Origin of the sequence: Nostoc sp. T09 (assembly GCF_002154695.1) — a bacterium.
GTDB lineage: Bacteria > Cyanobacteriota > Cyanobacteriia > Cyanobacteriales > Nostocaceae > Aulosira.
This window is the reverse complement of the sequence record NZ_MTAV01000054.1, coordinates 1-23,749: the sequence shown is the minus strand read 5'-3', so window position 1 is coordinate 23,749 and position 23,749 is coordinate 1. Positions and strand designations below refer to the sequence as shown.

Annotated in this window: 26 protein-coding genes and 1 pseudogene; 20 read left to right on the top strand and 7 right to left on the bottom strand. The window is 40.5% G+C overall.

The window, feature by feature from the left end; translation table 11 throughout:
* The first annotated feature begins 226 nt into the window (after positions 1-226).
* Together BV372_RS13295 and BV372_RS13290 are read left to right on the top strand one after the other, a co-directional pair.
* Positions 227-1,315 (top strand): DUF262 domain-containing protein, encoded by a 1,089-nt coding sequence (locus BV372_RS13295; protein WP_086686979.1) that lies wholly within the window; start codon positions 227-229, stop codon positions 1,313-1,315.
* Between the two features lie 2 nt (positions 1,316-1,317).
* Complete coding sequence (locus BV372_RS13290; RefSeq protein WP_086686978.1) at positions 1,318-2,013, top strand: MAE_28990/MAE_18760 family HEPN-like nuclease; 696 nt, start codon at positions 1,318-1,320, stop codon at positions 2,011-2,013.
* On the opposite strand, the gene BV372_RS13285 is transcribed toward BV372_RS13290, so the two are convergent.
* Positions 2,010-3,050: a DNA cytosine methyltransferase gene (locus tag BV372_RS13285; RefSeq protein ID WP_086686977.1), complete on the bottom strand. Its 1,041-nt coding sequence runs from the start codon at positions 3,048-3,050 to the stop codon at positions 2,010-2,012. The two genes, BV372_RS13290 and BV372_RS13285, sit on opposite strands and share 4 nt — an antisense overlap.
* Positions 3,051-3,189: 139 nt before the next feature.
* Positions 3,190-4,608, bottom strand: a complete 1,419-nt coding sequence (locus BV372_RS13280) for a site-specific integrase (RefSeq protein ID WP_179198075.1) — start codon at positions 4,606-4,608, stop codon at positions 3,190-3,192.
* 485 nt (positions 4,609-5,093) lie between these two features.
* Between BV372_RS13280 and nifK the strand changes: the two genes are divergently transcribed.
* From nifK to BV372_RS13220, 12 genes are all read left to right on the top strand, one after another.
* Positions 5,094-6,629 carry a nitrogenase molybdenum-iron protein subunit beta gene (gene nifK / locus BV372_RS13275; protein ID WP_086686976.1) on the top strand — a complete coding sequence of 512 codons (1,536 nt, stop codon included), beginning with the start codon at positions 5,094-5,096 and terminating at the stop codon, positions 6,627-6,629.
* A 95-nt stretch (positions 6,630-6,724) separates the two neighbouring features.
* Complete coding sequence (locus BV372_RS13270) at positions 6,725-7,057, top strand: Mo-dependent nitrogenase C-terminal domain-containing protein (RefSeq protein ID WP_086686975.1); 333 nt, start codon at positions 6,725-6,727, stop codon at positions 7,055-7,057.
* A 143-nt stretch (positions 7,058-7,200) separates the two neighbouring features.
* Positions 7,201-8,625 (top strand): nitrogenase iron-molybdenum cofactor biosynthesis protein NifE, encoded by a 1,425-nt coding sequence (gene nifE / locus BV372_RS13265; protein WP_086686974.1) that lies wholly within the window; start codon positions 7,201-7,203, stop codon positions 8,623-8,625.
* The gene (gene nifN / locus BV372_RS13260) at positions 8,625-9,944 is read left to right on the top strand and encodes a nitrogenase iron-molybdenum cofactor biosynthesis protein NifN (protein ID WP_086686973.1); all 1,320 of its coding nucleotides are present in this window, start codon (positions 8,625-8,627) and stop codon (positions 9,942-9,944) included. Before nifE ends, nifN begins: the two co-directional genes overlap by 1 nt.
* 144 nt (positions 9,945-10,088) lie before the next feature.
* A complete protein-coding gene (nifX, locus tag BV372_RS13255) occupies positions 10,089-10,502 on the top strand; it encodes a nitrogen fixation protein NifX (RefSeq protein ID WP_179198074.1) in 414 nt (137 codons plus the stop codon).
* On the top strand, positions 10,499-10,975 hold the full coding sequence (locus tag BV372_RS13250) for a NifX-associated nitrogen fixation protein (protein WP_086686971.1): 477 nt from the start codon (positions 10,499-10,501) through the stop codon (positions 10,973-10,975). Before nifX ends, BV372_RS13250 begins: the two co-directional genes overlap by 4 nt.
* Positions 10,976-11,092: 117 nt before the next feature.
* Positions 11,093-11,290: a CCE_0567 family metalloprotein gene (locus BV372_RS13245; RefSeq protein ID WP_086686970.1), complete on the top strand. Its 198-nt coding sequence runs from the start codon at positions 11,093-11,095 to the stop codon at positions 11,288-11,290.
* Complete coding sequence (gene nifW, locus BV372_RS13240; protein WP_086686969.1) at positions 11,290-11,607, top strand: nitrogenase-stabilizing/protective protein NifW; 318 nt, start codon at positions 11,290-11,292, stop codon at positions 11,605-11,607. The genes BV372_RS13245 and nifW overlap by 1 nt, the downstream gene beginning before the upstream one ends.
* A 10-nt stretch (positions 11,608-11,617) precedes the next feature.
* Entirely contained in the window at positions 11,618-12,418 is an 801-nt protein-coding gene (locus BV372_RS13235; protein ID WP_086686968.1) for a HesA/MoeB/ThiF family protein, read from the top strand.
* 71 nt (positions 12,419-12,489) lie between these two features.
* Positions 12,490-12,861, top strand: a complete 372-nt coding sequence (locus tag BV372_RS13230; RefSeq protein WP_086686967.1) for an iron-sulfur cluster assembly accessory protein — start codon at positions 12,490-12,492, stop codon at positions 12,859-12,861.
* Positions 12,862-13,051: 190 nt separating this feature from the next.
* Entirely contained in the window at positions 13,052-13,351 is a 300-nt protein-coding gene (locus BV372_RS13225) for a 2Fe-2S iron-sulfur cluster-binding protein (protein WP_086686966.1), read from the top strand.
* Between the two features lie 105 nt (positions 13,352-13,456).
* A complete protein-coding gene (locus BV372_RS13220) occupies positions 13,457-13,711 on the top strand; it encodes a FeoA family protein (protein WP_086686965.1) in 255 nt (84 codons plus the stop codon).
* Between the two features lie 169 nt (positions 13,712-13,880).
* Here the strand turns inward: BV372_RS13220 and BV372_RS13215 are convergent, their stop codons facing one another.
* Complete coding sequence (locus BV372_RS13215; RefSeq protein WP_086686964.1) at positions 13,881-14,090, bottom strand: molybdopterin-binding protein; 210 nt, start codon at positions 14,088-14,090, stop codon at positions 13,881-13,883.
* A gap of 878 nt (positions 14,091-14,968) precedes the next feature.
* Here BV372_RS13215 and BV372_RS13210 point away from each other — a divergent pair.
* The 4 genes and pseudogenes from BV372_RS13210 to BV372_RS13195 all read left to right on the top strand — a co-directional run bounded on the left by BV372_RS13210 (position 14,969) and on the right by BV372_RS13195 (position 18,084).
* A complete protein-coding gene (locus tag BV372_RS13210; RefSeq protein WP_179198073.1) occupies positions 14,969-15,565 on the top strand; it encodes a CBS domain-containing protein in 597 nt (198 codons plus the stop codon).
* A 388-nt stretch (positions 15,566-15,953) separates the two neighbouring features.
* Positions 15,954-16,418, top strand: a pseudogene (locus BV372_RS13205) (ankyrin repeat domain-containing protein).
* Positions 16,405-17,691: a nitroreductase family protein gene (locus BV372_RS13200; protein WP_086686963.1), complete on the top strand. Its 1,287-nt coding sequence runs from the start codon at positions 16,405-16,407 to the stop codon at positions 17,689-17,691. Before BV372_RS13205 ends, BV372_RS13200 begins: the two are co-directional and overlap by 14 nt.
* Positions 17,692-17,709: 18 nt before the next feature.
* Positions 17,710-18,084: a hypothetical protein gene (locus tag BV372_RS13195; protein WP_086686962.1), complete on the top strand. Its 375-nt coding sequence runs from the start codon at positions 17,710-17,712 to the stop codon at positions 18,082-18,084.
* A 36-nt stretch (positions 18,085-18,120) separates the two neighbouring features.
* On the opposite strand, the gene BV372_RS13190 is transcribed toward BV372_RS13195, so the two are convergent.
* Positions 18,121-18,591: a hydrogenase maturation protease gene (locus tag BV372_RS13190; protein ID WP_086686961.1), complete on the bottom strand. Its 471-nt coding sequence runs from the start codon at positions 18,589-18,591 to the stop codon at positions 18,121-18,123.
* 217 nt (positions 18,592-18,808) lie between these two features.
* A complete protein-coding gene (locus tag BV372_RS13185) occupies positions 18,809-19,231 on the bottom strand; it encodes a hypothetical protein (protein WP_086686960.1) in 423 nt (140 codons plus the stop codon).
* A 249-nt stretch (positions 19,232-19,480) separates the two neighbouring features.
* Between BV372_RS13185 and BV372_RS37100 the strand changes: the two genes are divergently transcribed.
* Both BV372_RS37100 and BV372_RS37095 read left to right on the top strand, forming a co-directional pair.
* Positions 19,481-19,618 carry a GIY-YIG nuclease family protein gene (locus BV372_RS37100; RefSeq protein WP_218776715.1) on the top strand — a complete coding sequence of 46 codons (138 nt, stop codon included), beginning with the start codon at positions 19,481-19,483 and terminating at the stop codon, positions 19,616-19,618.
* A complete protein-coding gene (locus BV372_RS37095) occupies positions 19,615-19,824 on the top strand; it encodes a hypothetical protein (RefSeq protein ID WP_218776714.1) in 210 nt (69 codons plus the stop codon). Before BV372_RS37100 ends, BV372_RS37095 begins: the two co-directional genes overlap by 4 nt.
* A gap of 273 nt (positions 19,825-20,097) precedes the next feature.
* On the opposite strand, the gene BV372_RS13175 is transcribed toward BV372_RS37095, so the two are convergent.
* Both BV372_RS13175 and BV372_RS13170 read right to left on the bottom strand, forming a co-directional pair.
* A complete protein-coding gene (locus tag BV372_RS13175; RefSeq protein ID WP_086686959.1) occupies positions 20,098-21,693 on the bottom strand; it encodes a nickel-dependent hydrogenase large subunit in 1,596 nt (531 codons plus the stop codon).
* A 90-nt stretch (positions 21,694-21,783) separates the two neighbouring features.
* Complete coding sequence (locus tag BV372_RS13170) at positions 21,784-22,746, bottom strand: hydrogenase small subunit (RefSeq protein ID WP_086686958.1); 963 nt, start codon at positions 22,744-22,746, stop codon at positions 21,784-21,786.
* Between the last annotated feature and the right edge of the window lie 1,003 nt (positions 22,747-23,749).

Genomic DNA, 23,749 nt, shown 5'->3' with positions numbered 1-23,749 from the left:
ACAGCGCAGGACTTGTCGCAAGCTTCCCTTTTAAGTACATCGTGGTGTAAGTCAGAACTGGGAATTCTATTCTTGGAAGTACAGAGTGAAATAATATGGCATCCCAGAAGTATTATACAGTATTTAAGGGTTGATCATACTCAATTTATCAGTAAACGGTTAAAATCGTAAAGTTTCATTATTCTATACTTCTGATCCACGTAGTTTGCCAGAGATGGAGATTAAAATGCCGAAAATCCGAAACATACCACCAGAGCCAGAGATTACTGATGAGCAGAGAGAATCAGCGGAAGAAGAAATCCGTGAAAAGCAGAAAATAGTTGACTATGATACAAAAGAGTACCCAGTAGAAGTCCTTGTTCAGAAATATAGAGAGGGCTTAGAAGATGACATTAGTGAGTTATATATACCCGACTACCAAAGAGAACTTATCTGGGAAGATTCTCGCCAATCAAAGTTTATCGAATCTATTTTTTTGGGGTTACCTATTCCATACATTTTTGTTGCTGATTTAGTGCCTGAAAAAGATGATTTGGGCCGATTAGAGATTGTAGATGGAACTCAGCGTATTCGTGCTTTAGATAGGTTCCTTAACAATGAGTTGCGATTATGCGAACTCAAGAAGCTAACAAGACTTAATGGTTTTATATTTAGTGATTTGCCACTGGCTCGACAAAGACGCTTTAATCGCGCTACTCTTCGCATGATTGTACTTACTGAAAAAGCTGATGAAGAGACAAGGAGAGATTTATTTGAACGTATTAATACAGGCAGTATTGCATTGAATGATATGGAAAAACGGAGAGGTATATCTCCTGGCCCATTTGTCAACCTACTTGAAGAACTTGCAAAGGAACCAAAGTTTGTAAGATTGTGCCCTTTATCTGAAGCATCACGTCGTAGCCGCGAACCCGAAGAGTTTGTACTACGCTTCTTTGCGTACTTAGATAATTACAAAAATTTTGAAAGACAAGTCAATCTATTTTTAAATGACTATCTAGAAATACATAATAATTCCAAAATTGATCAGGATGCTTTTCGGAATACATTTAATACGATGTTAGATTTTGTTGATAAGCATTTTCCTAATGGATTTGCTAAAGCAAAAGGTAATGTCAGGACTCCTAGAATTCGCTTTGAAGCTATCTCTGTAGGTGTCGCACTTGCGCTGCGAGAGAAAAGCAATTTGGAACCAAGATCTATAGATTGGCTTGATTCAAAAGAGTTCAAAGAATATACAACCTCTGATGCAAGCAACTCTAAACCTAAAGTAATTAGACGTATTGAGTACGTGCGCGATCAACTTCTAAATTAGCTATGCAAACAGTTCTGTTAGATTTTAATACTCGTGTCCAAGAAATTAATGAATATTTTTTATTTCTTGAGGGACTAATTAATGAGACTACTAAGTTAGTTGTATTAGTGGATGGTAATGAGCCAAATATTAAGGCTATTGATTCTGAATTAGCCAAAACATTAAAAGCCAATGCCTTTTTACTACTATACAATCTTATTGAATCAAGTATGAGGAATGCAATTGAAGCTATTTTTGATGAGCTAAAAGGTAAAAAAGTTTCCTTTAATTCTGTGAGAATTGAACTCAAAAAAATTGTACTTCAAAACTTCAAGAATCGTTCGCCTGAAGACATCCATGCTAGGATAACAGATATTTCTCTAGATATTATTACTGCTGGATTTAAAAGTAGAGAGCTATTCTCAGGAAATATCGATCGAGACGAAATTACAAAGACAGCTAGGAAATATGGTTTTTCTTTTGAGACTGATTACTCTAAAACAAGGCATGGTGAGAATTTATACAGTATTATGCGGAATCGTAACGATCTAGCTCATGGAAATAAATCATTCTCTGAAGTTGGTAAAGATATAAGCATCGGAGACCTTCTAAAAATTAAGGAAGAGGTAATAGAATATATTGGACAGATATTGGAAAATATTGAAAAGTATTTGAATGCGAAAGAATATTTGGATTCTTCTTTTATAAGCACTCTTTAAATAAATTGATTGATATGTTGCAGAATGCTTTGAGCAATAACTTGAGCTAGTTTAACAGGAACAGCGTTTCCAATTAATCTTCCTACATTAGCAAACACAACAGGTTTATCAGGGGCTACAAATTCATAATCGGCTGGAAAAGTTTGTAATAATGCTGCTTCTCTAAGAGAGATAGCCCTATCTTGTTCAGGATGCCCAAAGCGTCCATTACCGAAACCAAAGCACTGTGTGGTGATGGTTGGGCTTGGCTGATCCCATTCCATCCTACCATACACTCCTGAATATGTTTTTCCAGTAGTTTTTGTGTGACATTTAGCTATTAAGTCTTTCGACCAATCACGCCAAGTTCCACCAGGTTTGGAAGCACGGATACGCTGAAGATTTAAAGGAGATAATTTACTGCATTGATGAAGTCTATCAGTTTTAGATGCTTGACCTGCCAAAAGAGGTTCAAGATGTGCGATCGTTTTACGTACTGTTCTGTATTTTTCGGGATCATTCGTGGGTTGAATCAAGTCAATTTTACCTAACTTTGAGGCGAGAAAAACTAAACGTTTTCGAGTTTGAGGAATTCCATAATCTGAACAATTAACTTCGTAAGTTTCAAATGAATAGCTTAAATCCTCTAACTGCTGGATAAATTCATAGAAAACTGAGTGGTTCTTAAGCTGAAGTACGTTTTCCATCGAAACAATTTCAGGCTCACACTCCTGCACAAGACGAGCGAAATCTTGTACAAGCTTCCATTTCGATTCTTTATCCATGTAACGTCTTGAGTAGCTTGAAAAAGGTTGACAAGGGGCACAACCTGCTAAGATATTGACACTATTAGCAGAAAAGTGCTTTGCCAAATCAGAGCCGTTAACACGCTCCACATCTTCTAGTATGAATTCTGCTTTAGTGTTGTGTTCATACGGAAATTGACAGGCTGGATCAATATCATATCCAGCTATAACTGGAAGACCTGCTTGCTCAAATCCATAAGTCAGTCCTCCCGCACCACAAAACAGATCAACTGTAGAGATGCTGGTAGCCATTTACTTCCTCTTATTGTTGGTATATACGAACCGACGAGCTAGTCTAGCGTATTTGCATACGGACTACAAGACAGCGAGTTAGCATATTTACTTTAAAGTATGTCCCTACAATCGCATTTTAGTTAATTTATTAGCAAATTTAACTCCGCTTATAAACAATCTCCATTTTCAACTTTTCAATCTCCAACTTCAATTTTTCATTCTCCATTCTCAACTTCGCATTCTCCTCTCTAATCAACTCAACTTCATCCCTTTTACTCAAAGCCTGATTAATCGCCAACTTCCGCATATCCAGCGAAAACCAACGCTGATAAGTTTGCGTATGTACTTGCACACTATGCCCTAAATTATCCGCCGCAGCTTTTATTGGTATCCCCAAAATATGCGCTCTAATTGCCCAAGCATGACGTAAATCGTAAGGCTTAAAATCCAATCCAATTTTACGGAACCACCAACTAACTCGTTGTGTTAAAGCTGTAATTTCTGCATGATTATTCTTATCTTTTTTACCGATTGCCGTTTCCAGCATTTCTAAATATTTCGGATTTCTTAAATCAAACTCATCAATCCATTGTTTATGTAAGGGTAATGCTTGCCTTTCACCTGTTTTACAATCTTTATGTACTTTCCATGTCAAGTCTGCATTCTCTTGGCTTAACCACCAATCAATATCAGGATTAATAAATAATTCTCGTGGACGTAAACCAAAAACTGCTAACATTCCATAAGTCCAACGCCAAAGCTGCCAGCTATCTTTAACTTCTTGATTTACTTGATTACCTCTAGTGTTCAGGTAATCTTCAAACTTGGCAATTCCTGTGGCTATTTCCGCATCGGTTGGGATGTTTCGGGAATTGCGATCGGGCATTTTGGAATATTTAGACAAATCAATTTCTATTTTGAATGTCTGGCAAAAGGCAGCTATGGCTCTGGCTGCATTATATTTAGCCCATTCTTTATCGATGATTTCAATTGAACTTATCAAATTATCGGCAGTTGCTAAATCCTGAGGATTAGTGAATCGCTGTGTTCGAGAAAAGTAGTAAAAAAAGGTATGTTCGCTTTTTGTAGTTCGTTTATGAGTTTTAAAATACTCGTTTTCAAATTGTTTGAGTAATTCTCCTATTGTTTGAAAATCTTTTTTAATTGCTTCGTTACCTAAATATTTATCATTCCATTCAAATGTTTTACGAGCAATTAATTTACCTAATTCGTAGGCTTCTTCCTCAGCCGTCTTGAGTCCATCTAAGTTGGCGGGAATATTTAAACTGAGATTGTATTGCTTTCTCCCTGTGCCGTTTTTGTCGGAGTCTCCTGGTTTAATTGGTAACGTCGCTCGTAATTGCAGACTTCCATTCGATTCCCTAATTGTCACCTTTGTCTTTGCAGACTTCAAACGCAGATTAACTTTCTCTAACTCTAGTAATACTTTTGTTCTCATGTGTTCTCTTTGCTGCTGTGCTTGCAGACTTGAGCCAAGGAAACTGCCATCGGTAGACGAAACAGGCTCCAAGTCTGCGAAAGCTTGTTGATATTTGTCTTGACCCTGGTTATGCATCGCGGTATTTTTAGCCTAGATTTAGCCTAAAAATAAATGTGTTCTGGGCGAACAATGTTTGAAACTGACATTGATTGCTACGAACATTAGGCTACTGAAAGTTATTGAACCATAAAAAGGATTACTCCGGTCCTTATCACGGTTATGACGGGTTTGCCATCTTCGCCCGCGACATGGATTTGGCACTCAACAGCCCAACCTGGGGATTAATCGGCGCTCCTTGGAGCAAGAACGCTAAAGCTAAGGCTAAAGCTGCCGTTTAGGGAAAAGGAATAGAGATTAGTAGGGGCCTGGGGCTAAAACCCCAGGGGGGATTTGGGAATCCAAGATTCAAAATTAAAAATTCAAAGTTTGGAATTTTGTGTTTTGCATTTTGAGTTTTGAATTATATTTCCACTTCCCACCCGCAACTCTCGTTACCTAAACCACAAAAAATGCTCATTGTTTGACCAGTCACGAATTCAGTCAGCTTGGAGATCCAACAAATGCCTCAGAATCCAGATAAAATTCAAGATCACGTAGAACTGTTCCACCAACCGGAGTACCAACAATTATTCCAGAACAAGAAAGAGTTTGAAAACGGTCACGACCCCGAAGAAGTAAAACGGGTTGCAGAATGGACTAAGAGTTGGGATTATCGTGAAAAGAACTTCGCTCGTGAAGCTTTGACCGTTAACCCTGCTAAAGGTTGCCAACCTTTGGGCGCTATGTTCGCTGCTGTTGGCTTTGAAGGTACTTTACCCTTCGTTCAAGGTTCTCAAGGTTGCGTTGCTTACTTCCGCACCCACTTAACCCGTCACTACAAAGAACCATTCTCTGGCGTTTCTTCTTCCATGACTGAAGACGCAGCGGTGTTCGGTGGTCTGCAAAACATGATTGATGGCTTGGCAAACTCTTACCAACTTTACAAGCCCAAGATGATTGCAGTCTGCACCACCTGTATGGCAGAAGTAATTGGAGATGACTTGGGTGCGTTTATCAGCAACTCCAAAAAAGCAGGTTCAGTTCCTCAAGATTTGCCAGTACCTTTTGCTCACACTCCTAGCTTTGTTGGTTCCCACATCACTGGCTACGACAACATGATGAAGGGGATTCTGAGTACCTTAACCGCAGGTAAGAAGAAATCTGCTAGCAATGGCAAAATCAACTTCATCTCTGGTTTTGACACCTACGTTGGTAATCTCCGGGAAGTAAAACGCATCGCTTCTCTGTTCGGCATTGACTACACAATTCTGTCAGATAACAGCGACTATCTAGATGCACCTAACACAGGTGAATTTGATATGTACCCAGGTGGTACAAAGCTAGAAGATGCAGCTGATGCAATTAATGCTAAAGCTACAGTTGTTATGCAAGCTCACTCTACTCCTAAGACCCGTGAGTACATCGCCAAAGAATGGCAGCAAGATGTTGTAGTTTCTCGTCCTTGGGGTATTAAGGCTACTGATGAGTTCCTGCTCAAACTCAGCGAACTAACTGGTAAACCAATTCCCGAAGAACTAGAAATCGAACGCGGTCGCGCAGTTGATGCGATGACTGACTCCCATGCATGGGTTCACGGTAAGCGCTTCGCTATCTACGGCGACCCCGATTTAGTTTACAGCGTAGTTGGCTTCATGCTGGAATTAGGTGCTGAACCTGCACATATTGTGGTTCACAACTCCAATGAAGTGTTTGAAAAAGAACTTCAAGCATTGCTAGATTCTAGCCCCTTCGGTAAGGGCGCAAAAATCTGGGGTGGTAAAGATTTGTGGCACCTACGTTCCCTGTTGTTCACCGAACCTGTAGACCTGTTAATCGGTAACTCCTACGGTAAGTACCTGTGGCGCGATTGCAAGGTTCCCCTCGTAAGAATTGGCTATCCCATCATGGATCGTCACCACCTGCACCGCTACAGCACCATCGGTTACCAAGGTGTAATCAACCTCCTCACCTGGGTTGTTAATACAATCTTCGAGGAAATCGATCACAACACCAACATTCCTTCTAAGACCGACATTTCCTACGACTTGATTCGTTAAGAATCACATTCACTCGTGACGTGTCTAAAAAGTAAAAAGTAAAAAGATATTTCTTTTTCACTTTTTACTTTTTCCTCGTACCTGAAGTATTGATTATGGAAACTATCACTCACAATCACTCTCATCCTCAACCTAACTACTATCCACCTAACTATAAACGCTCTGGTTCTTTTGATATCCTGAATCCTTTGCGCCGTTTGGTAGATAGCATTGCGGTAAAAAATGCTCGCTTTGCCCATTTAATTTGTCAGGTCATACCTTGCTGTTGCCCCTTTGAGCGCAATTTTAAATTATTTGGGCGGACTTACCATATTCCAGCGTTGTGCAAACTCAATCCGTTGTATGACGAGTTTGTTATGTTGCGTTTTCGTGCGCTCTCTTATCTTGCAGATGAATGTGGAGAGGATGTCACGAAATACATTTGTTAGAAATTAATCGCTACTCATTACTCATTACCGTTAGTCAAGAGTCATTGGTCATTAGTTATTAGTTATTACTTATTCAAATGACAAATGACAAGGGACAGAAAACACAGAAGAATTAACAACTGCCATCCAGCAAGAGAAGAGAGATGAAAATCACCCAAGGCAAAATTAACGAGCTGCTTAGTGAGCCAGGATGCGAACATAATCAGCACAAACAGAGCGAAAAGAAAAACAAGTCTTGTACCCAACAAGCGCAACCAGGCGCAGCTCAAGGGGGTTGTGCTTTTGATGGCGCAATGATTGCTCTAGTGCCAATTACTGATGCGGCTCACTTAGTCCACGGCCCGATCGCCTGCGCTGGTAATTCCTGGGGGAGTCGTGGTAGTCTCTCTTCTGGCCCCCTGCTCTACAAAACGGGGTTTACCACTGACTTGAGTGAAAATGATGTGATCTTTGGTGGCGAAAAGAAGCTCTACAAAGCCATTCTAGAATTACATAAACGCTACAATCCAGCAGCCGTGTTTGTCTACGCTACTTGCGTAACTGCCTTGATTGGTGACGATATCGATGCTGTTTGCAAAACTGCTGCCGAAAAAATTGGCACTCCAGTTATTCCGGTAATCGCTCCCGGATTTATTGGTAGTAAAAATCTGGGTAATCGCTTTGGCGGTGAAGCTTTGCTCGAATATGTAGTTGGTACAGCAGAACCAGAATACACTACACCTTACGATATAAACTTAATCGGTGAGTACAACATCGCCGGTGAAATGTGGGGAGTGACACCACTGTTGGAAAAATTGGGCATCCGCGTGTTATCTAAAATTACAGGTGATGCTCGCTATCAAGAAATTACTTACGCTCACCGTGCCAAGTTGAATGTGATGATCTGCTCACGCGCATTGCTCAACATGGCGAGAAAGATGGAGGAGCGTTACGGCATTCCTTACATTGAAGAGTCTTTCTACGGCATTGATGACATGAACCGCTGTCTGCGGAACATTGCCGCTAAATTGGGAGATCCTGATTTGCAAGAGCGTACAGAAAAGCTAATTGCCGAAGAAACTGCTGCCCTAGATTTAGCTCTGGCTCCCTATCGTGCCCGCCTCAAAGGCAAGCGCGTTGTCTTGTATACTGGCGGTGTCAAGAGTTGGTCAATTATCTCCGCAGCGAAAGACTTAGGCATAGAAGTTGTCGCCACTAGCACCAGAAAAAGTACAGAAGAAGACAAAGCCAAGATTAAGAAGTTAATTGGTAACGATGGCATCATGCTAGAAAAAGGCAATGCCAAAGAACTGCTGCAACTGGTTAAAGACACCAACGCCGATATGTTAATTGCTGGGGGACGTAACCAATATACAGCCCTCAAGGCCCGGATTCCTTTCCTCGATATTAACCAAGAACGCCATCATCCCTACGCAGGTTATGTAGGAATGGTAGAAATGGCACGAGAACTGTATGAAGCTCTCTACAGCCCAATTTGGGAACAAATCCGCAAGCCTGCGCCTTGGGATGAGGAAACAGGGATATTCACCGCCTCTGATGAAATCGGCTTAGTAGAAGAGGTTAGCTAATGGCGATCGTTACTGCTCCTAACAAACCACTTACAGTTAATCCTTTAAAGCAAAGCCAAGCTTTGGGTGCATCTTTAGCCTTCTTGGGATTGAAGGGAATGATTCCCTTGTTTCACGGTTCTCAGGGTTGTACTGCTTTTGCCAAAGTTGTGTTAGTACGGCATTTTCGGGAAGCAATTCCCCTAGCAACTACAGCCATGACTGAAGTCACTACCATTTTGGGTGGTGAAGAAAATGTGGAACAAGCGATTCTCACCCTAGTAGAGAAATCCCAGCCAGAAATTATCGGTCTATGTAGCACTGGGTTGACTGAAACTAGAGGCGATGACATAGAACGTTTTCTTAAGGAGATTCGCGATCGCCATCCAGAATTGGATCGTCTCCCGATTGTCTTTGCACCCACACCTGATTTTAAAGGTGCTTTACAAGACGGCTTTGCTGTGGCGGTGGAAAGCATAGTTAAAGAAGTCCCCCGGCTTTGTGCAACCAGAATTGAACAAGTGACCATCTTAGCTGGTTCTTCTTTTACACCAGGAGATGTACAGGAAATCAAAAAGATGGTGACTAGCTTTGGGCTAGTTCCCATCGTTGTCCCCGATTTGAGTGCTTCCTTAGATGGACACTTAGAAGATTCCTATAGTGCGATTACAGCTAGTGGGACAACTGTCGCTCAACTGCGGGAAGTTGGCGGTTCTGCCTTCACGATCGCACTTGGTGAAAGTATGCGGGGTGCAGCCAGGATTCTGCAAGAACGGTTTGGGATTCCCTACGAAGTTTTTGGTCAACTGACAGGATTAGAGCCTGTAGATGAGTTTCTACACGCGTTGGCAATTCTTAGCGGTAACAGCGTTCCCGAAAAATACCGCCGCCAGCGTCGCCAACTGCAAGATGCAATGTTAGATACTCACTTTTATTTTGGTGCTAAACGCGTATCCTTAGCTTTAGAACCAGATTTGTTGTGGTCAGCAGTGCATTTCCTGCAATCAATGGGAGCGCAAATTCATGCTGCGGTGACAACAACGCGATCGCCTCTTTTAGAACAACTCCCCATCAAAAGCGTCACCATTGGCGATTTGGAAGACTTTGAAGAACTAGCAGCCGGCTCTGACTTGCTGATTGGCAATTCTAACGTCGGTGCGATCGCCAAACGCCTTTCCATTCCTCTCTATCGTCTCGGACTCCCCATTTACGATCGCTTGGGTAATGGTCAATTTACCAAAGTTGGCTATCGAGGCACAATGGAGCTTTTATTTGGCATGGGTAACCTGTTTTTAGAAGCAGAAGAAGAGAGAGTTAAACACTTCCACGGAGATTGGTAATCGGTATTGTCATTTGTCAATCGTCATTAGTCATTGGTTGTTGTGCATGAGTTTTTTAGCGATTGCTAATTACTAAACACAAATGACAAAGGACAAATGACAAATGACCAATGACCAAAAACAAATGACAAAGGACAAATAAAGATGAAAATTGCCTTCACGACAAGTGACCGAGTTCATATTAATGCTCACTTCGGATGGGCAAGACAAATTGATGTGTATGAAGTCTCAGATGAGGGATATTCGTTTGTTGAGACTTTAAATTTTGAGGGCGACCTCAAAGAAGATGGTAACGAGGATAAAATCACACCAAAACTTGAAGCGATAGGTGATTGCACAATTGTGTATGTTGTGGCAATTGGTGGTAGTGCTGCTGCTCGTTTAATTAAAAAAGGTGTTACCCCAATTAAGGCGCGATCGGAAGAAGAAGAAATCGCTGGAGTGTTAACTAAATTAGTGCAAACACTCAAAGGTAATCCTCCACCTTGGTTGCGTAAAGCTTTAAAGCAAAAAGACACAGTATTTGTAGATGAAGTTGAAAATGAAGCAACAGTATGAGCATAGATAATAGCGTTAATGGAACTTCGAGTACTACAGTCTTAAACTCACCTTTCCTCAAAACCATAGTGCGACAAATCCGGGGCCAAGATACTTATGGAGTTTACCGGAATTGGTCGGATGATTTGATTCTCAAGCCCTATGTTGTCACCAAACAAAAGAAACGCGAGATTTCTATTGAAGGTGAAGTAGATCCGATCACTCAAGCACGGATTATGGCATTTTACCAAGCTGTAGCTGCTTGTATTGAACAGGAAACAGGTTTAATATCCCATGTTGTGGTTGATTTAAGCCATGAAGGTTTTGGCTGGATACTTGTATTCTCTGGTCGTCTTTTGTTAGTTGCAAGAACTGTAAGAGACGCTCATCGCTTTGGGTTTGACTCCCTAGAAAAAGTCGCAGAAGAGGGAGCCAAGCTAATAGAAAAAGGCATTGATTTAGCAAAAAGCTTCCCTGAAGTTGGCAAGCTTTAATTAATTAGTCATTAGTCATTGGTTATTGGTCATTGGTCAAGAGTCATCATATTTTTGACTCTGGACTTTTGACTCTGGACTTTTGACTCCGGACTCTTGACTCTGGACTCTAGAAAAATGACAGTTGAAGAACTAAAAGGTAAAATCAGACGCCTCAATAGTAAGGCTGGTCAAATGAAAATGGATCTGCATGATTTAGCAGAGGGGCTACCAACAGATTTTGAGAAGCTCACGGATGTTGCAGCTGAGACTTATGAAATCTATCGTCAATTAGATGAACTTAAGAAACAGCTAAAAAAATTGGAGAAGGGTTAATGAGCAGAACTATGGATGAGTTCAAGCTACTCGTAGATGCAGAGGAATTTTTTCAGTTTTTTAACCTGTCCTACGATCAAAAATTTGTGAATGTAAATCGTCTACATATTTTGAAGAAATTCTCTCAATACATGAGAGAAGTTGATGAGAATTCTCCTGATTTAAACGCAGAAGAAAAACTCAATCAATATGCCATTGCTTTGCAAAAAGCCTATGAGGTATTTATCGAATCAACACCTCAAGAACAAAAGCTGTTCAAGGTGTTTAATGATAAGCAAAAAAATGTAGTCAAGCTGACAGAAATCACTTCTGATTAGGAGGTAAAAAGTGGTAAACCTGACGCCTACCGAATTAGAACGCTATAGTCGCCAATTGATGCTCCCTAACTTTGGCGAACTAGCTCAGAAGCGCCTGAAGTCAGCGACGGTTCTGGTTACAGGTGTGGGGGGATTAGGCGGTACGGCGGCGCTTTACCTAGCAGTAGCGGGCGTTGGGCGACTAATCTTAGTTCGGGGTGGTGACCTGCGGCTAGATGATATGAATCGTCAGATCCTCATGACAGACGATTGGGTAGGTCAGCCAAGGGTATTCAAAGCTAAAGAAACTCTGGAAGCGATTAATCCTGATGTCCAAGTGGAAGCAGTTCATGATTACATCACCCCGGAAAATGTAGACGCCCTGGTACAGTCTGCTGATATGGCTCTTGACTGCGCCCACAATTTTACCGAGCGCAATTTGTTGAACGCGGCTTGTGTGCGTTGGCGTAAGCCAATGGTGGAAGCAGCAATGGACGGGATGGAGGCTTACCTGACTACGATTATTCCTGGTGTGACTCCTTGCTTGTCCTGTCTGTTTCCAGAAAAGCCTGATTGGGACCGACGTGGCTTTTCAGTTCTAGGTGCTGTTTCTGGGACCCTAGCTTGTCTGACAGCTTTAGAAGCGATCAAGCTGATCACTGGGTTTAGTCAACCCTTATTGTCGCAGTTGTTGACAATTGACCTCAGCCGGATGGAATTTGCTAAACGCCGTTCTCACCGCGATCGCTCTTGTCCAGTATGCGGTAACAGTGCTCCCTGGAGATACGCGCAATCAGATTCTATGGAACCCACCAGTAATTGTGCAAAATAATCAGCTTATTTGCGCTAGTAAAAACCTCACTTGTAATCAGTAAACCTAATCGCTACAAATCAGGAGAATCGATGACTGTAACTTTGACAGAAAAAGCCGAATTTCGTCTGCGGGCGTTCTTAGCCGCTTCTGCCCCCGACCCTAACGGTGCAACTAAAGGCGTCCGTATCTCTGTAAAAGATGGTGGTTGTAGTGGCTATGAATATGGAATTGATATTACTAGCAAACTACAACCAGACGATTTAGTAATTGAGCAAGGCAAGGTTCTACTTTACGTTGATGCTAAAAGCGCACCTTTATTGAAAGGAGTTGTCATTGATTTTATTGATGGGGTAATGGAAAGCGGCTTTAAATTCACCAACCCCAATGCAACTGATAGCTGCGGTTGTGGCAAGTCCTTCAAAGCTGGTGACTGCACGCCCGAAGGCGTACCTTGCAGCTAATACTGTTTCAGACTTGATGAAAACATTAATACCGCTTTGTGGAGAATGGCATCCATAATTTCCGACTTGCGGTAATAGTGTGGAGTCTGCCACAGCAGCGCTCCAGGTAGCTTGACAACGAGTAGCACAGGGCGACTGACAAATTTTGGGAATTAAACCTAATTGTATAAAGTTTGAGGAGAATCTGAAAATGGCTACCTATCAAGTTAGATTAATCAACAAAAAGGAAGACCTCGACACCACAATTGAAGTGGATGAGGAAACTACCATCCTAGAAGCAGCAGGTGAACAAGGTATTGATTTGCCATTTTCTTGTCACTCAGGATCTTGCTCTAGTTGTGTTGGTAAGGTTGTTGAAGGTGAAGTAGATCAATCCGATCAAATCTTCTTAGATGACGAGCAAATGTCTAAGGGATTTGCTTTACTTTGTGTTACCTACCCCCGTTCTAATTGCACTATTAAGACCCATCAAGAACCATATCTTGTCTAAGGTGCAGTTATAGCTTGAACTAGGATGAAGGATGAAAAGTATCTTCATCCTAGCCTGGACAAGCTGTTTTAATAGCAGTTATATAATTCATGTTTGATACTTCTCATGTTTACCCCTTTTAGCGTTACGGGTTGTTCCTTAGAATTACTCAGTAAGGGAGAGGAAGGAATCGTCACTTTTTGCAAACTTTCAAATGAAGAAATCCGTAAAAAATTGATATTAATGGGTATAAAACTAGGAGATAGGATAGATTTAATACAAAAATTCCCATTTTTACAAATCAAAGTTAATGATATAAATATGGCAATAGATATAGAAACAGCCAGCGCAATTTATGTGCGGATTATTGACAAAGATTAATTAAATATAAGAATGCGGTTTAATTTTAAAAATAATGGACTACTCGAACTACTTAAAACAGTAGTAGGGTATGTTATGTAGTAAGCTAATGCAACACCAGCAAAATAAAATAAGGTGCGTTACACTTAAACGCACCCTATAAAATATATAGAGAATTTCTGACTATTTCTTAATCAACAGCAACTAACACATCTGATGCTTTAATAACAGCGTAAGCCTGTTTACCCTCTGCTAATCCCAGCTTTTCTGCTGATGATTTTGTGATTATTGCTACTATTTCTACTCCAGGTGCTAATTCTAAAGTAACTTCAGTATTTACAGAACCAGCAACAACATTTTTCACAGTAGTCTTGAGAGTATTACGAGCGCTAATTTCCATTTTTTGGATTCCTTTTTAGTTATTTGTACTTAAGAACCTTAACAAATGATTATAATAAGTGTATAAATATTTTATTTTTTTTAATAAACCAAGTTAGCTATATACCAGGATAGATAACACAATATTTTTATTTCTATCTTTTGGTTATTTCCTACTGTTCATTTTTTAAGTAGATGAGCATTAAATCTAAATATCATAGCATTTATGATTAATCATAAACCTTAAAAAAACTAAAACATTAGATTACTCTTATAGGCTAATAGCCAATCGTTATTTTTACTTAATTAGCCATACTCGTCGATTTTAATGATTATATGTATTGACACTTAAGCAATTTATTATTATTTGCTTGAATAGTATTTTTATTGAGGTTAGCAGAATAGCCTATTTTCTGAAAATAAAAAGTAAAAATAACGACTTTTTAGGCTTTTTTAAACCTTTTACTCATTAATTGTCTGGGGATCTTTATAAATCATTCATAATTGAAACTTATGATAGTGATACTATATAGATAAGCTAAATTGTTGCCAGTTAACCTAAACTTCAGCAAAAAGCGATTACAGACTTAACTCAGACATTCCTAACTTAATCCTGGTTAAGTTGAAAATTGGGGCAAAAAGTTAGAGAGCTTCAACAGAAGAAATAAGAGAAAATGCGTAAATCTTCTGCTAACAGATAACCAGAGTAATTAAGTTATGAAATATATTGAACTTTTTCTAGCGGGATGTCTAATTTCCGTAACCCTTTTTTAGGCGGCGAATTCATCTTCAGATAATTAAATTTGAATAAGTCGCATTCATGAAAGGCAGTTTGGGAAGAATTGCAGCAGTTTAGAACCGATTCTCTTACTTGCAAATTAAATTTAAGGAGCCAGGATCATGAGAGCTAAACAAATCATGACTCAAGATGTAGCTACTATTCGCGGTTCCGCTACTGTAGCAGAAGCAGTCAAACTCTTGCGGCTCAAAGAATTACGGGCGTTAATTGTAGAACCTCGTCACAGTGGTGATGCTTACGGTATCGTTACCGAAACCGATATTGTATCTAAGGTTGTTGCTTATGGCAAAGATCCTGAACGGATGCATGTCTACGAAATCATGAGCAAACCCTGCGTTGTGGTCAATCCTGATCTTGATGTAGAATATGTGGCGCGGTTATTTGCTAATACTGGTGTATGGCGTGCGCCTGTGATCCAAGGTGAATTACTAGGGATTATTTCTGTCACAGATATTATCACTAAGGGTGACTTTGTTGAAAAACCAAAATTAAAATTTGTGCAGAAAGAACTTCACAAAGCCATCTCAAATGCTCGCTCAATTACTGCTAACTATGGTGCAGATTCCAAAAGAGCCGACGAAGCTTGGGAGTTAGTAGACGAACTAGAAGCTGAAGCTGGTTATTATGGCGCACCCAAACCAGAGAAAACAGCAAGACAGCTATTCTCTGAGGGTCGAGAATATGTGTCTGTAGGTTAACCGATTTGTCTAGTGAGATGTACTGTTTAGAGCATCAATTTTCCAATCTTGTAACTCAGTACCTAGCTAATGCTCTATCTCCTGTTAGCCTTGTATTATTCTAAGATAAAAGAAAAACTTCGGTTATCTAGATAGATACCAGGTTGGGCACTGCGGCTATTTTATAGTTACTAAATTGATGCTTTTTGGCTATCAGCAATAGTTGGTGAGTGGGAAGTATTTACTATTAATTGTTGCCGCTTAACAGCTAATAGTTATCATATCTTCCTCATAGTTTAATGGGTCTCATAGCTTTCCTTTAACATGGTGGGTAATGCCCACCATTACCTTTTCTAAGAATTGCTATAACAGGTAATCGACTCTATGCCAATCTCTAGGTAAGATGTTTATGAATTCAAGAAATCAGCAAAATCCAAGCAAAACAACAAGTCAATGGCTGAGTGAGAAGGGATACAACTCTGATGACTTGAATCAGCCTGGTGAAAATGGTGATACCGCTCTAATGAAAGCTACCAGAGAAGGAGTTTACTCGGTAGTGAAAGAACTAATTACTTTAGGTGTGGATATTAACGCCAAAAACAACGATAGTAATAATGCTTTATGGTTTGCTTGTTTTGGCAACTACTTCGATTTGATAAATTTGTTGCTTACTGCCAACATCAACATTGATAACCAAAACGATAATGGAGCTACTGTTTTAATGTATGCAGCATCAGCAGGAAAAACCGAAGTAGTTAAATAGTTATTACAACATAATCCTAACATAAATTTAAAAAACTTAGACGATTTTAAAGCAATAGATTTTGCTAGCAATATAGAAGTCTTAAGGATACTCAAAAATGCCTCAAAGTAAGCTGTTACAGCCAGACTATCACCAAGCAAGAAAGCATTCTTACTTATCGGTGCAGATCGATCCTAATTATGTCGATGCATCAACTCAGCCATCTGCATTTAAAGTTTATCCAAAATTTTATAGAAGAGTGAAATTAAATCTCAATAACCCTATTCACTCATTTATCAGCTTAACCAGTACTGTAATTCTGGAAAAGATGTATAAAGATGGTTTGCAAAAACTGCGTGTAAATCCATCTGCGGGCGCTTTATATCCTACAGAAGTTTATGTACAGATTCGCGGCATCCAGGGAATAGTAAATGGCATATATCATTTGGAAGTTGAGAATAATTCTCTAACACTCATCTATGAATTAATTGATGATGGCTTAGAGAGTTATATTATACCGGGCAAAAGTATAAATGGATTCATTTTTTTAATTAGTTGTGTTTATTATAGGTCTAGCTGGAAATATAAAGACAGGAGCTTGAGATATTGCTGGCTAGATAGCGGTCACCATTTAGGTGCTATTGCCGCATCAGCCTATATTCATGACCAAGAGATACAATTTATTTTTGATTTTGATAAACTCGCTCTCAATGCGGATTTGGGATTTGAGAATAAAGAGTTTATTACTGCTTGTGCGATTTCAGGAGAAGTGCAAGAAAAGCAAATCAGACATTTAAGGTTGAAAGTGGCTTTTGTCTGTGGCACAGATTATTTTGAAGCCAATGAATTTATAGAAGATGGCTATCAAAAAACTTCACTTCTTAAAAGTCGCCAATATAAATTGGTGCATCCCCAGGTTGACTTTGACAAGGATAAATTTTTTCAGACTGTTTGGATGAGACGCTCAAGTAGACGATTTCATCAACAGTCAATTTCTCAAGAAAATTATTGGCGGATATTGCAAAATCTAGAACAGCCGATACCGACAGTAAATTTTGAAGAGATAGAAATTTATTCGATTGTTCATCAAGTTAGGGGAATGCCTCCTGGATTATATAAGGGAAAGCATCTAATTAAGGCGGGCAATTTTAGTGAAAAAACGGGTTACTTGTGCATTAATCAAGCAATCGCCAGAGACAGCGCTGTAACTTTATTTTTTGTGTCCGACTATATAAATTATCAAACAGCTATGCAAATAGCTGGCTTTTTAGGGCAAAGAGTTTATCTTGTTAGCAATTATTGGGGTATTCATTGTAGTGGTATTGGTGCTTTCTATGATGATGAGACTCAGGAATTCTTAGAAACTAATAAAGATGTTCTCTATGCGATGGTACTTGGCATGTAACAAAGGAAATTAACACAGATGGCTAAAGAAATTTACTCCCGAGAAGATGATTCGCATCCAATGCAACTGACATCAGCAGATATTATCCTGCGTCAGCAACTGGAGTATTCTATTAGCAGGTATTTTTATGAAGCCTGCGATCGCTCTATCCAAAATCTCTTATCTAGTTGTCGCTGGTATGTTACCACCCACGCCAATGCTATGGTATTGGTAATCGAATGTCCCGATCAAGTTACCAACTGGCGCGTTCTACAGAAAATTGTGCCAATGGGGACATTACTCAACCAAATTGTCAGCAGTGCTAAAATTCGTGTCTGTCCTCCAGAAAGTCAAGGTATACCCTTTGAAATGAGAGTAGATGAACTCTCTGTTTATCGTGACTTAGCTGGATAGAAATATGAAGGAGCAAGCCTCAACCAAAATTGTTATTCACCAATTATTCTGTCTGATAGTTGCAGCTACCTCTTCAAAAACCAGATCAGCAGAATGTTTAACAGCAGGACTTAGCTCCAGTCCCAAATCAAGATTTGCTGCTTCAATGAGGTAAACTGTCACCTCTTCGGGAAAGTCATTTTGAAATATTTTCCGTCCGGCGGCTAAAGCATTATCCCAGCGAAAATCATGCAAGTTATAACTAGGTTCCGGTAAAGCTTCCAATTCTTTACCCGGAACCTTAAATACTGCACCTGGTTCAGAACCAGTGGAACTTGCATCAATAATAATTAATTTTTTACTACCTCTAGCTTGAAACATCACTTCCATCCCTGCGGTTCCACAGTCATACACTCGCATATTAGGATGAGGATTTTGAGCTAGATATTGTTGTAAGCGTTGGGCAATAATTACACCTACAGCGTCATCACTGCGATTGAGATTACCGCAACCAATAATAGTTAGCATTGGTTAATAATAATTGTAGGATAATTCAGCTTCTCTACGGTTTCAAAAATTATCTTGTACAGCTTGCTCATCACTCAGCTAACTTAAGTGCTGTGAATATAATTTGCTGCTAGACAAACAAAGCCCACGAAGGTGGGCTAATTAATAGAAAATCAAGCTTTTTTAACTCCCACAGGCGGGTTTTGCCTGCCTAGCTGCGGTTTCTAACCGTCTATTTCTAAAACTCTACGCCATGTTGTTTGGCAATTTGAGTTAGTTTTTCACACTGCTTTTGTGATGCTTCCAGCAATAGAGCATCTGCTTGTTCCGGAGTACTACCATCTTTAGGAATTAAGTACTTGACATAAAGTGAGGCAAAATCAGCTAAAGCAGCCAAACCAGATAAAGCGTGTTTATCAGCTTCCTTACCCGCGATCGCAGCTACTAAACCTGCTTTAATTGGGTCTGGTTTAACTTTTAAAAACTGGTCGATCAGCTTCGGAATGTAGTCTTGTGGTGGTAAGTTATTCAACTTACTTGTATCTGGAGTAAATTCAAATCCTGCTGCTTTTGCCTGCTCTAAAACACACCATTCTGTAAACTCTTGTAGTGCGGTTTCGGGAAGGCGAGGGAGATATCTGTGTAGGGCAATATCAGACACAAGCTTACCTTATAAATTTCAGTTTTTTGAAGTGCATTAATGCCAGCCTAACTCACTGTTGCTATAACTTTTGGTGTGTTAGGCTACGACTGTTGAATAAATAGTTAGATTGCTAGACTTCAGTGAAGTGCGATCGCCTGCTGGCTTCGACTCCGCTCAGCCAGCGCGCGGCTTAGTAAGAGAGTGTTCCCTTCGACTTCGCTCAGGGAACACTTCTTATAAATAGAAAGCGATCACACAAATTAACTTATGGCTTATATCTACATTCTTGAGTGTGCCGATGGTAGTTACTACACGGGTAGTACGACGGATTTGGAACGGCTGTTGTGGCAACATCAACAAGGAGAGGAGAGGGCGCAAACCACACGGCGAAACGGTTGCCTGTGAAGCTAGTTTTCTGCGAGTACTATGAGCGCGTTGCTGATGCTTTTGAGCGTGAGAAGCAGGTTCAAGGTTGGAGCCGGAAAAAGAAGCAAGCTTTGATTGTGGGGGATACAAATTTGTTGCATAAGTTAGCCGAATGTCAAAATGAAACTCATTACACTAGGTGGCTGGCTTCGACTCCGCTCAGCCAGCAGAAGAATGCTCCCTGAGCGACTTGTACTGAGCGAAGTCGAAGTAAGTCGAAGGGAGCAGTTCAGGGATAAAGAATTCTCTGGGAATGCTGGCATGAGTGTGACCATAGAAGAAACACTAATGTAGGCGATCACATGATTAAATCAGCAAAACCCTGTCCGCTATATTTTGGATAATTGCTTCTATCTCTACTAACTGGCTTGAATTCAATCTATGTTGCATTGACAACTAACAATCCAATTCCTCTAATCCTTTATCCTGCATGAGTTTAATTAACCATTAGCTATTATTTATGCAGTCCGAAAACGCGCCAACTCTTCACCAGTCTTGGCATCATGGGCGTGAACTGTACACACCAAACAAGAATCAAACGATCGCGCGACGTGACCAACTTCTACTGGATCGCTAGAATCGTAAATAGGTGTCCCGATTAAAGCTTCTTCAATAGGGCCGCGTACTCCTTCACCGTCACGGGGGCCGATATTCCAAGTACCTGGGGCGATAACTTGGTAGTTCTTAATCTTACCTCCCTCTACTTCTACCCAGTGACACAAAGAACCTCTTGCAGCTTCTGTTGCACCCCAACCTTTGCCATCTTTTTCTTGGGGTTTGATATACCAAGGGTCATTTAACTTAAATTCGCGCAAGCAGTGTTCGGCTTGACGATATAGCTTGACAATTTCGTGAACTCGTGCAAGCTGACGCACATGAATACTAGCACCACCCATCTGCTTGAACACATCTAGGATAAATCCGTCGTAGTGCTGCCAAGATTCTCCATGCTTACCGCCTGCGACTAACTGACGTGCCAAAGGTCCAGCTTCTAAACGTCCGAAGTCTTTGTGTAGGACTGCACTCGCCCAAGAGTAAGCATTGTCAAAGTCTTTGGTGTTCTTTTGTATAGGATTAGTTGTGCGATCGCCAGGAAAAATATCGGCTGTTCCCTCATCGTACCAAGAGTGAGTGGTGTTCTCGCGGGTAAAGGATTGATCCATCAAGGTGTGAGTGTCATTAAAGCTGTCATACACTCCACTTTTCATAATCATGGCAGCGTTTCGCCCTTCAATAGTCGGCTTCTGGTATTTGTCCTCATGGGCTAAATATCCCCAAGTGACATATTTACCAACACCAGCGCCATATCTATCAAGACCAATATCTAAACCCATGCGCCAATATAAACCCAAGTCAGAATCCCGATGCTTGCGGTCTTCATCTAGCCAATCCCTAAAATCATCATAAGTCTGGATTTCTTCGTAGCGTTCTAGGGAACAACCCAACCATACTGGTTCTAACCAATTGGTGCGGAAGTATTCCAACAGCGACCAAGCGCGGGTAATATCGGTGAGGGTGGGGGCGCACATCACACCACCAGGAACCATGTAACTAGAATGGGGCCATTGACCGCCTAAAAGGGCGTAAATTTCCACTGGTTTAGCAGAAATTGTCACCCCTAGTTCGTAAGATGTACCAGTGAAGGCAGCAAAGCGTTTGGTAGCTTCTTCATAAAAGCGACTATTACGGTATTTTCTATTGGTTAAGTCAATAGCAAATAAACCATAAAAGTAACGAGGTATACTTTGGATTGTTTCGACAATTTGACCTAAATTTCTTGCCAAAATCGCATTGCGTGGAACTTCTGTTCCCCAAAGTGTATCTAGTGCCCAAGATGCACAAGTTAGATGAGAACCACCGCAGATACCACAAATGCGAGGTGTGACGATTAATCCGGCTTGGGGATCTTTACCACGGAGGATAACTTCAAATCCTCGGAAGAGTTCAGCATGAGTCCACGCGTTGACTACATACCCATTTTCGATATCCACCCGCACATCTAAATCGCCCTCGACTCTACCGACGGGCGAAATGTCTAATGATTGAATTGTCATTTGTTATTTGTCCTTTGTCCTTTGTCCTTTGTTATTTGTCCTTTGTCCTTTGGCATTTACCACTAATGACTAATGACCAATGACCAATGACTAAACTGTGAAAAAGTCCTCATCTGCCCAAGCTGGTGCCATGTCTTTGGCTACCATTGTGAGTACGGCATAGTCTTTTGGCTTCACGCCTGGTGGTAATTCTTTGGGAACCCCCATGACTGTTTGGGTTTTAAATACAGTTCCGGGTTTGAGGTCGTAGAAGGGAAATTCTGGTTCGGTGCAACCTAAACAAGGCATACCGGCGCGAGTTTTGGAGGAAACGCGGTTCCATAAGATGCGGTTGCAAGAGGAATGAGTCATGGGCCCACGACAGCCTAAATCATAAAATAGACAGCCTTTGCGTTGACCAAATTCGGCGGTTGATGCTTTGTAGGCAAAGTGGACGTTACGGGTACAACCTGTTTGGGTGTAGGTGTTGAAGAAGGTTTGCGGACGATTTAGTTCGTCAAGGGCAATATCTTCAATGCGTCCGGTGGCGATCGCAACTAAAATTTGACTAATCCAGTCAGGATGGGCTGGACATCCGGGAATGTTAATTACAGGTAATCCTGATTTAGTGCGGAAGTCTTTACCTAAAAATCCGCCTTCTTGACGCTTGAGAAATTGCAACCCTTGTGACTCACTAGGGTTAGGTGACATGGCGGGAATTCCTCCCCATGTGGCACAGTCTCCAACAGCCACAATAAAGCTAGCAACTTGGGATAGGTCTGTTAACCAATCTTTCATCGGGCGATCGGCAAAGCGATTCCACTCACCTGTACCGTTGGGGGCGTTGACAACACTACCTTCAAACACCAAGATATCTAGGGGAATTTTGCCCGAAATGCAATCTCGTAGTAGTTGTTGTAAGCGATCGCCTAGTTCCAACCCTAAGGATGGATGCCAAAGTATTTTAATGCCAAAGTCGGCAATTAAATCGCAGACTGTCGGTTCTTCGGCATTCAGGAATGACATCGTGTTGCCTGAACAAGCACCACCTTGTAGCCATAGTACGTTAGTCATCGGCTATATATTTTTCTACTGGTTAGTATGCATGATTCAGGTGATAAGTCCTGTAGCGTATCACCTGTTTATCACTGTTTATTTCTAAAATTAATATATTTTTGGCTATTTTTTTATGAATAAATAAAAATTTATGATTTCTCCTAATTTTAGCAAATTCAAAATTTTAGCAAAACGTTGTAGCTAGAACAGATTTTTTTCCAAAAATATAGATAATAGATAGACCAATATCATCTCTTCTCTATTCAATTACATTTTGAATTTTCGATGAAGTGCAAGCAGAGTAATAGCTTTAGAGACATAATACAAATAATTATTGGTGAGTAAGCCTTATTGATGGCTGCCAAAATTTCATCGCTATTTGATGACATAAATGCAAAATTTGCATATAATATATTTAAATATTTCAAAATAATTTTTCGTATTTGTTAGCAAGTGATACCAAATCAGTTAACAAAATCTTAAGGTATTTAAAACAGTCATTAATATTGGCAATTTCCCTCTAGAAATTTGTAAATAGTTTGTTTTATAGTTTAAAAGCTTGATTCATTCAATCCAAGGAGTGTTCAGTAAACTTCTGGCAAAAATACCTGTTTATTGAAATTCTGGCTGCCTTGTTTCGTTCCCTAACCCTAGGTATAACAATCCCTCTATATCGCATCTGATCGGGAGAGGGAGTTGAGATATTCTGCCCGTTGTGAGGATAGAAGTGGAGAGGAGACGAAAGAGACTGGATGATCTTGGGAAAAATCAAGGGGTTCCGCCTAAGAGATTCACTCAAACAGTTCTGAGATAAAAGTACTGAGTGCTGAGTAAGGAAATAGGAAGAACTTTTAGCTTCTGTACATTCTTGACTCAATATTTAGATATGGAGAAAAAGAAACTTCTTCCTGACTCAATTCCCGTAAGGGTTTAGCAATGCTCATACGTGTCAACTTAACGCGAAACCCTTTTGGTTGACAAGGTTTTGTCCTCATCCCCAACCCCTCGCTTACCCAATGAA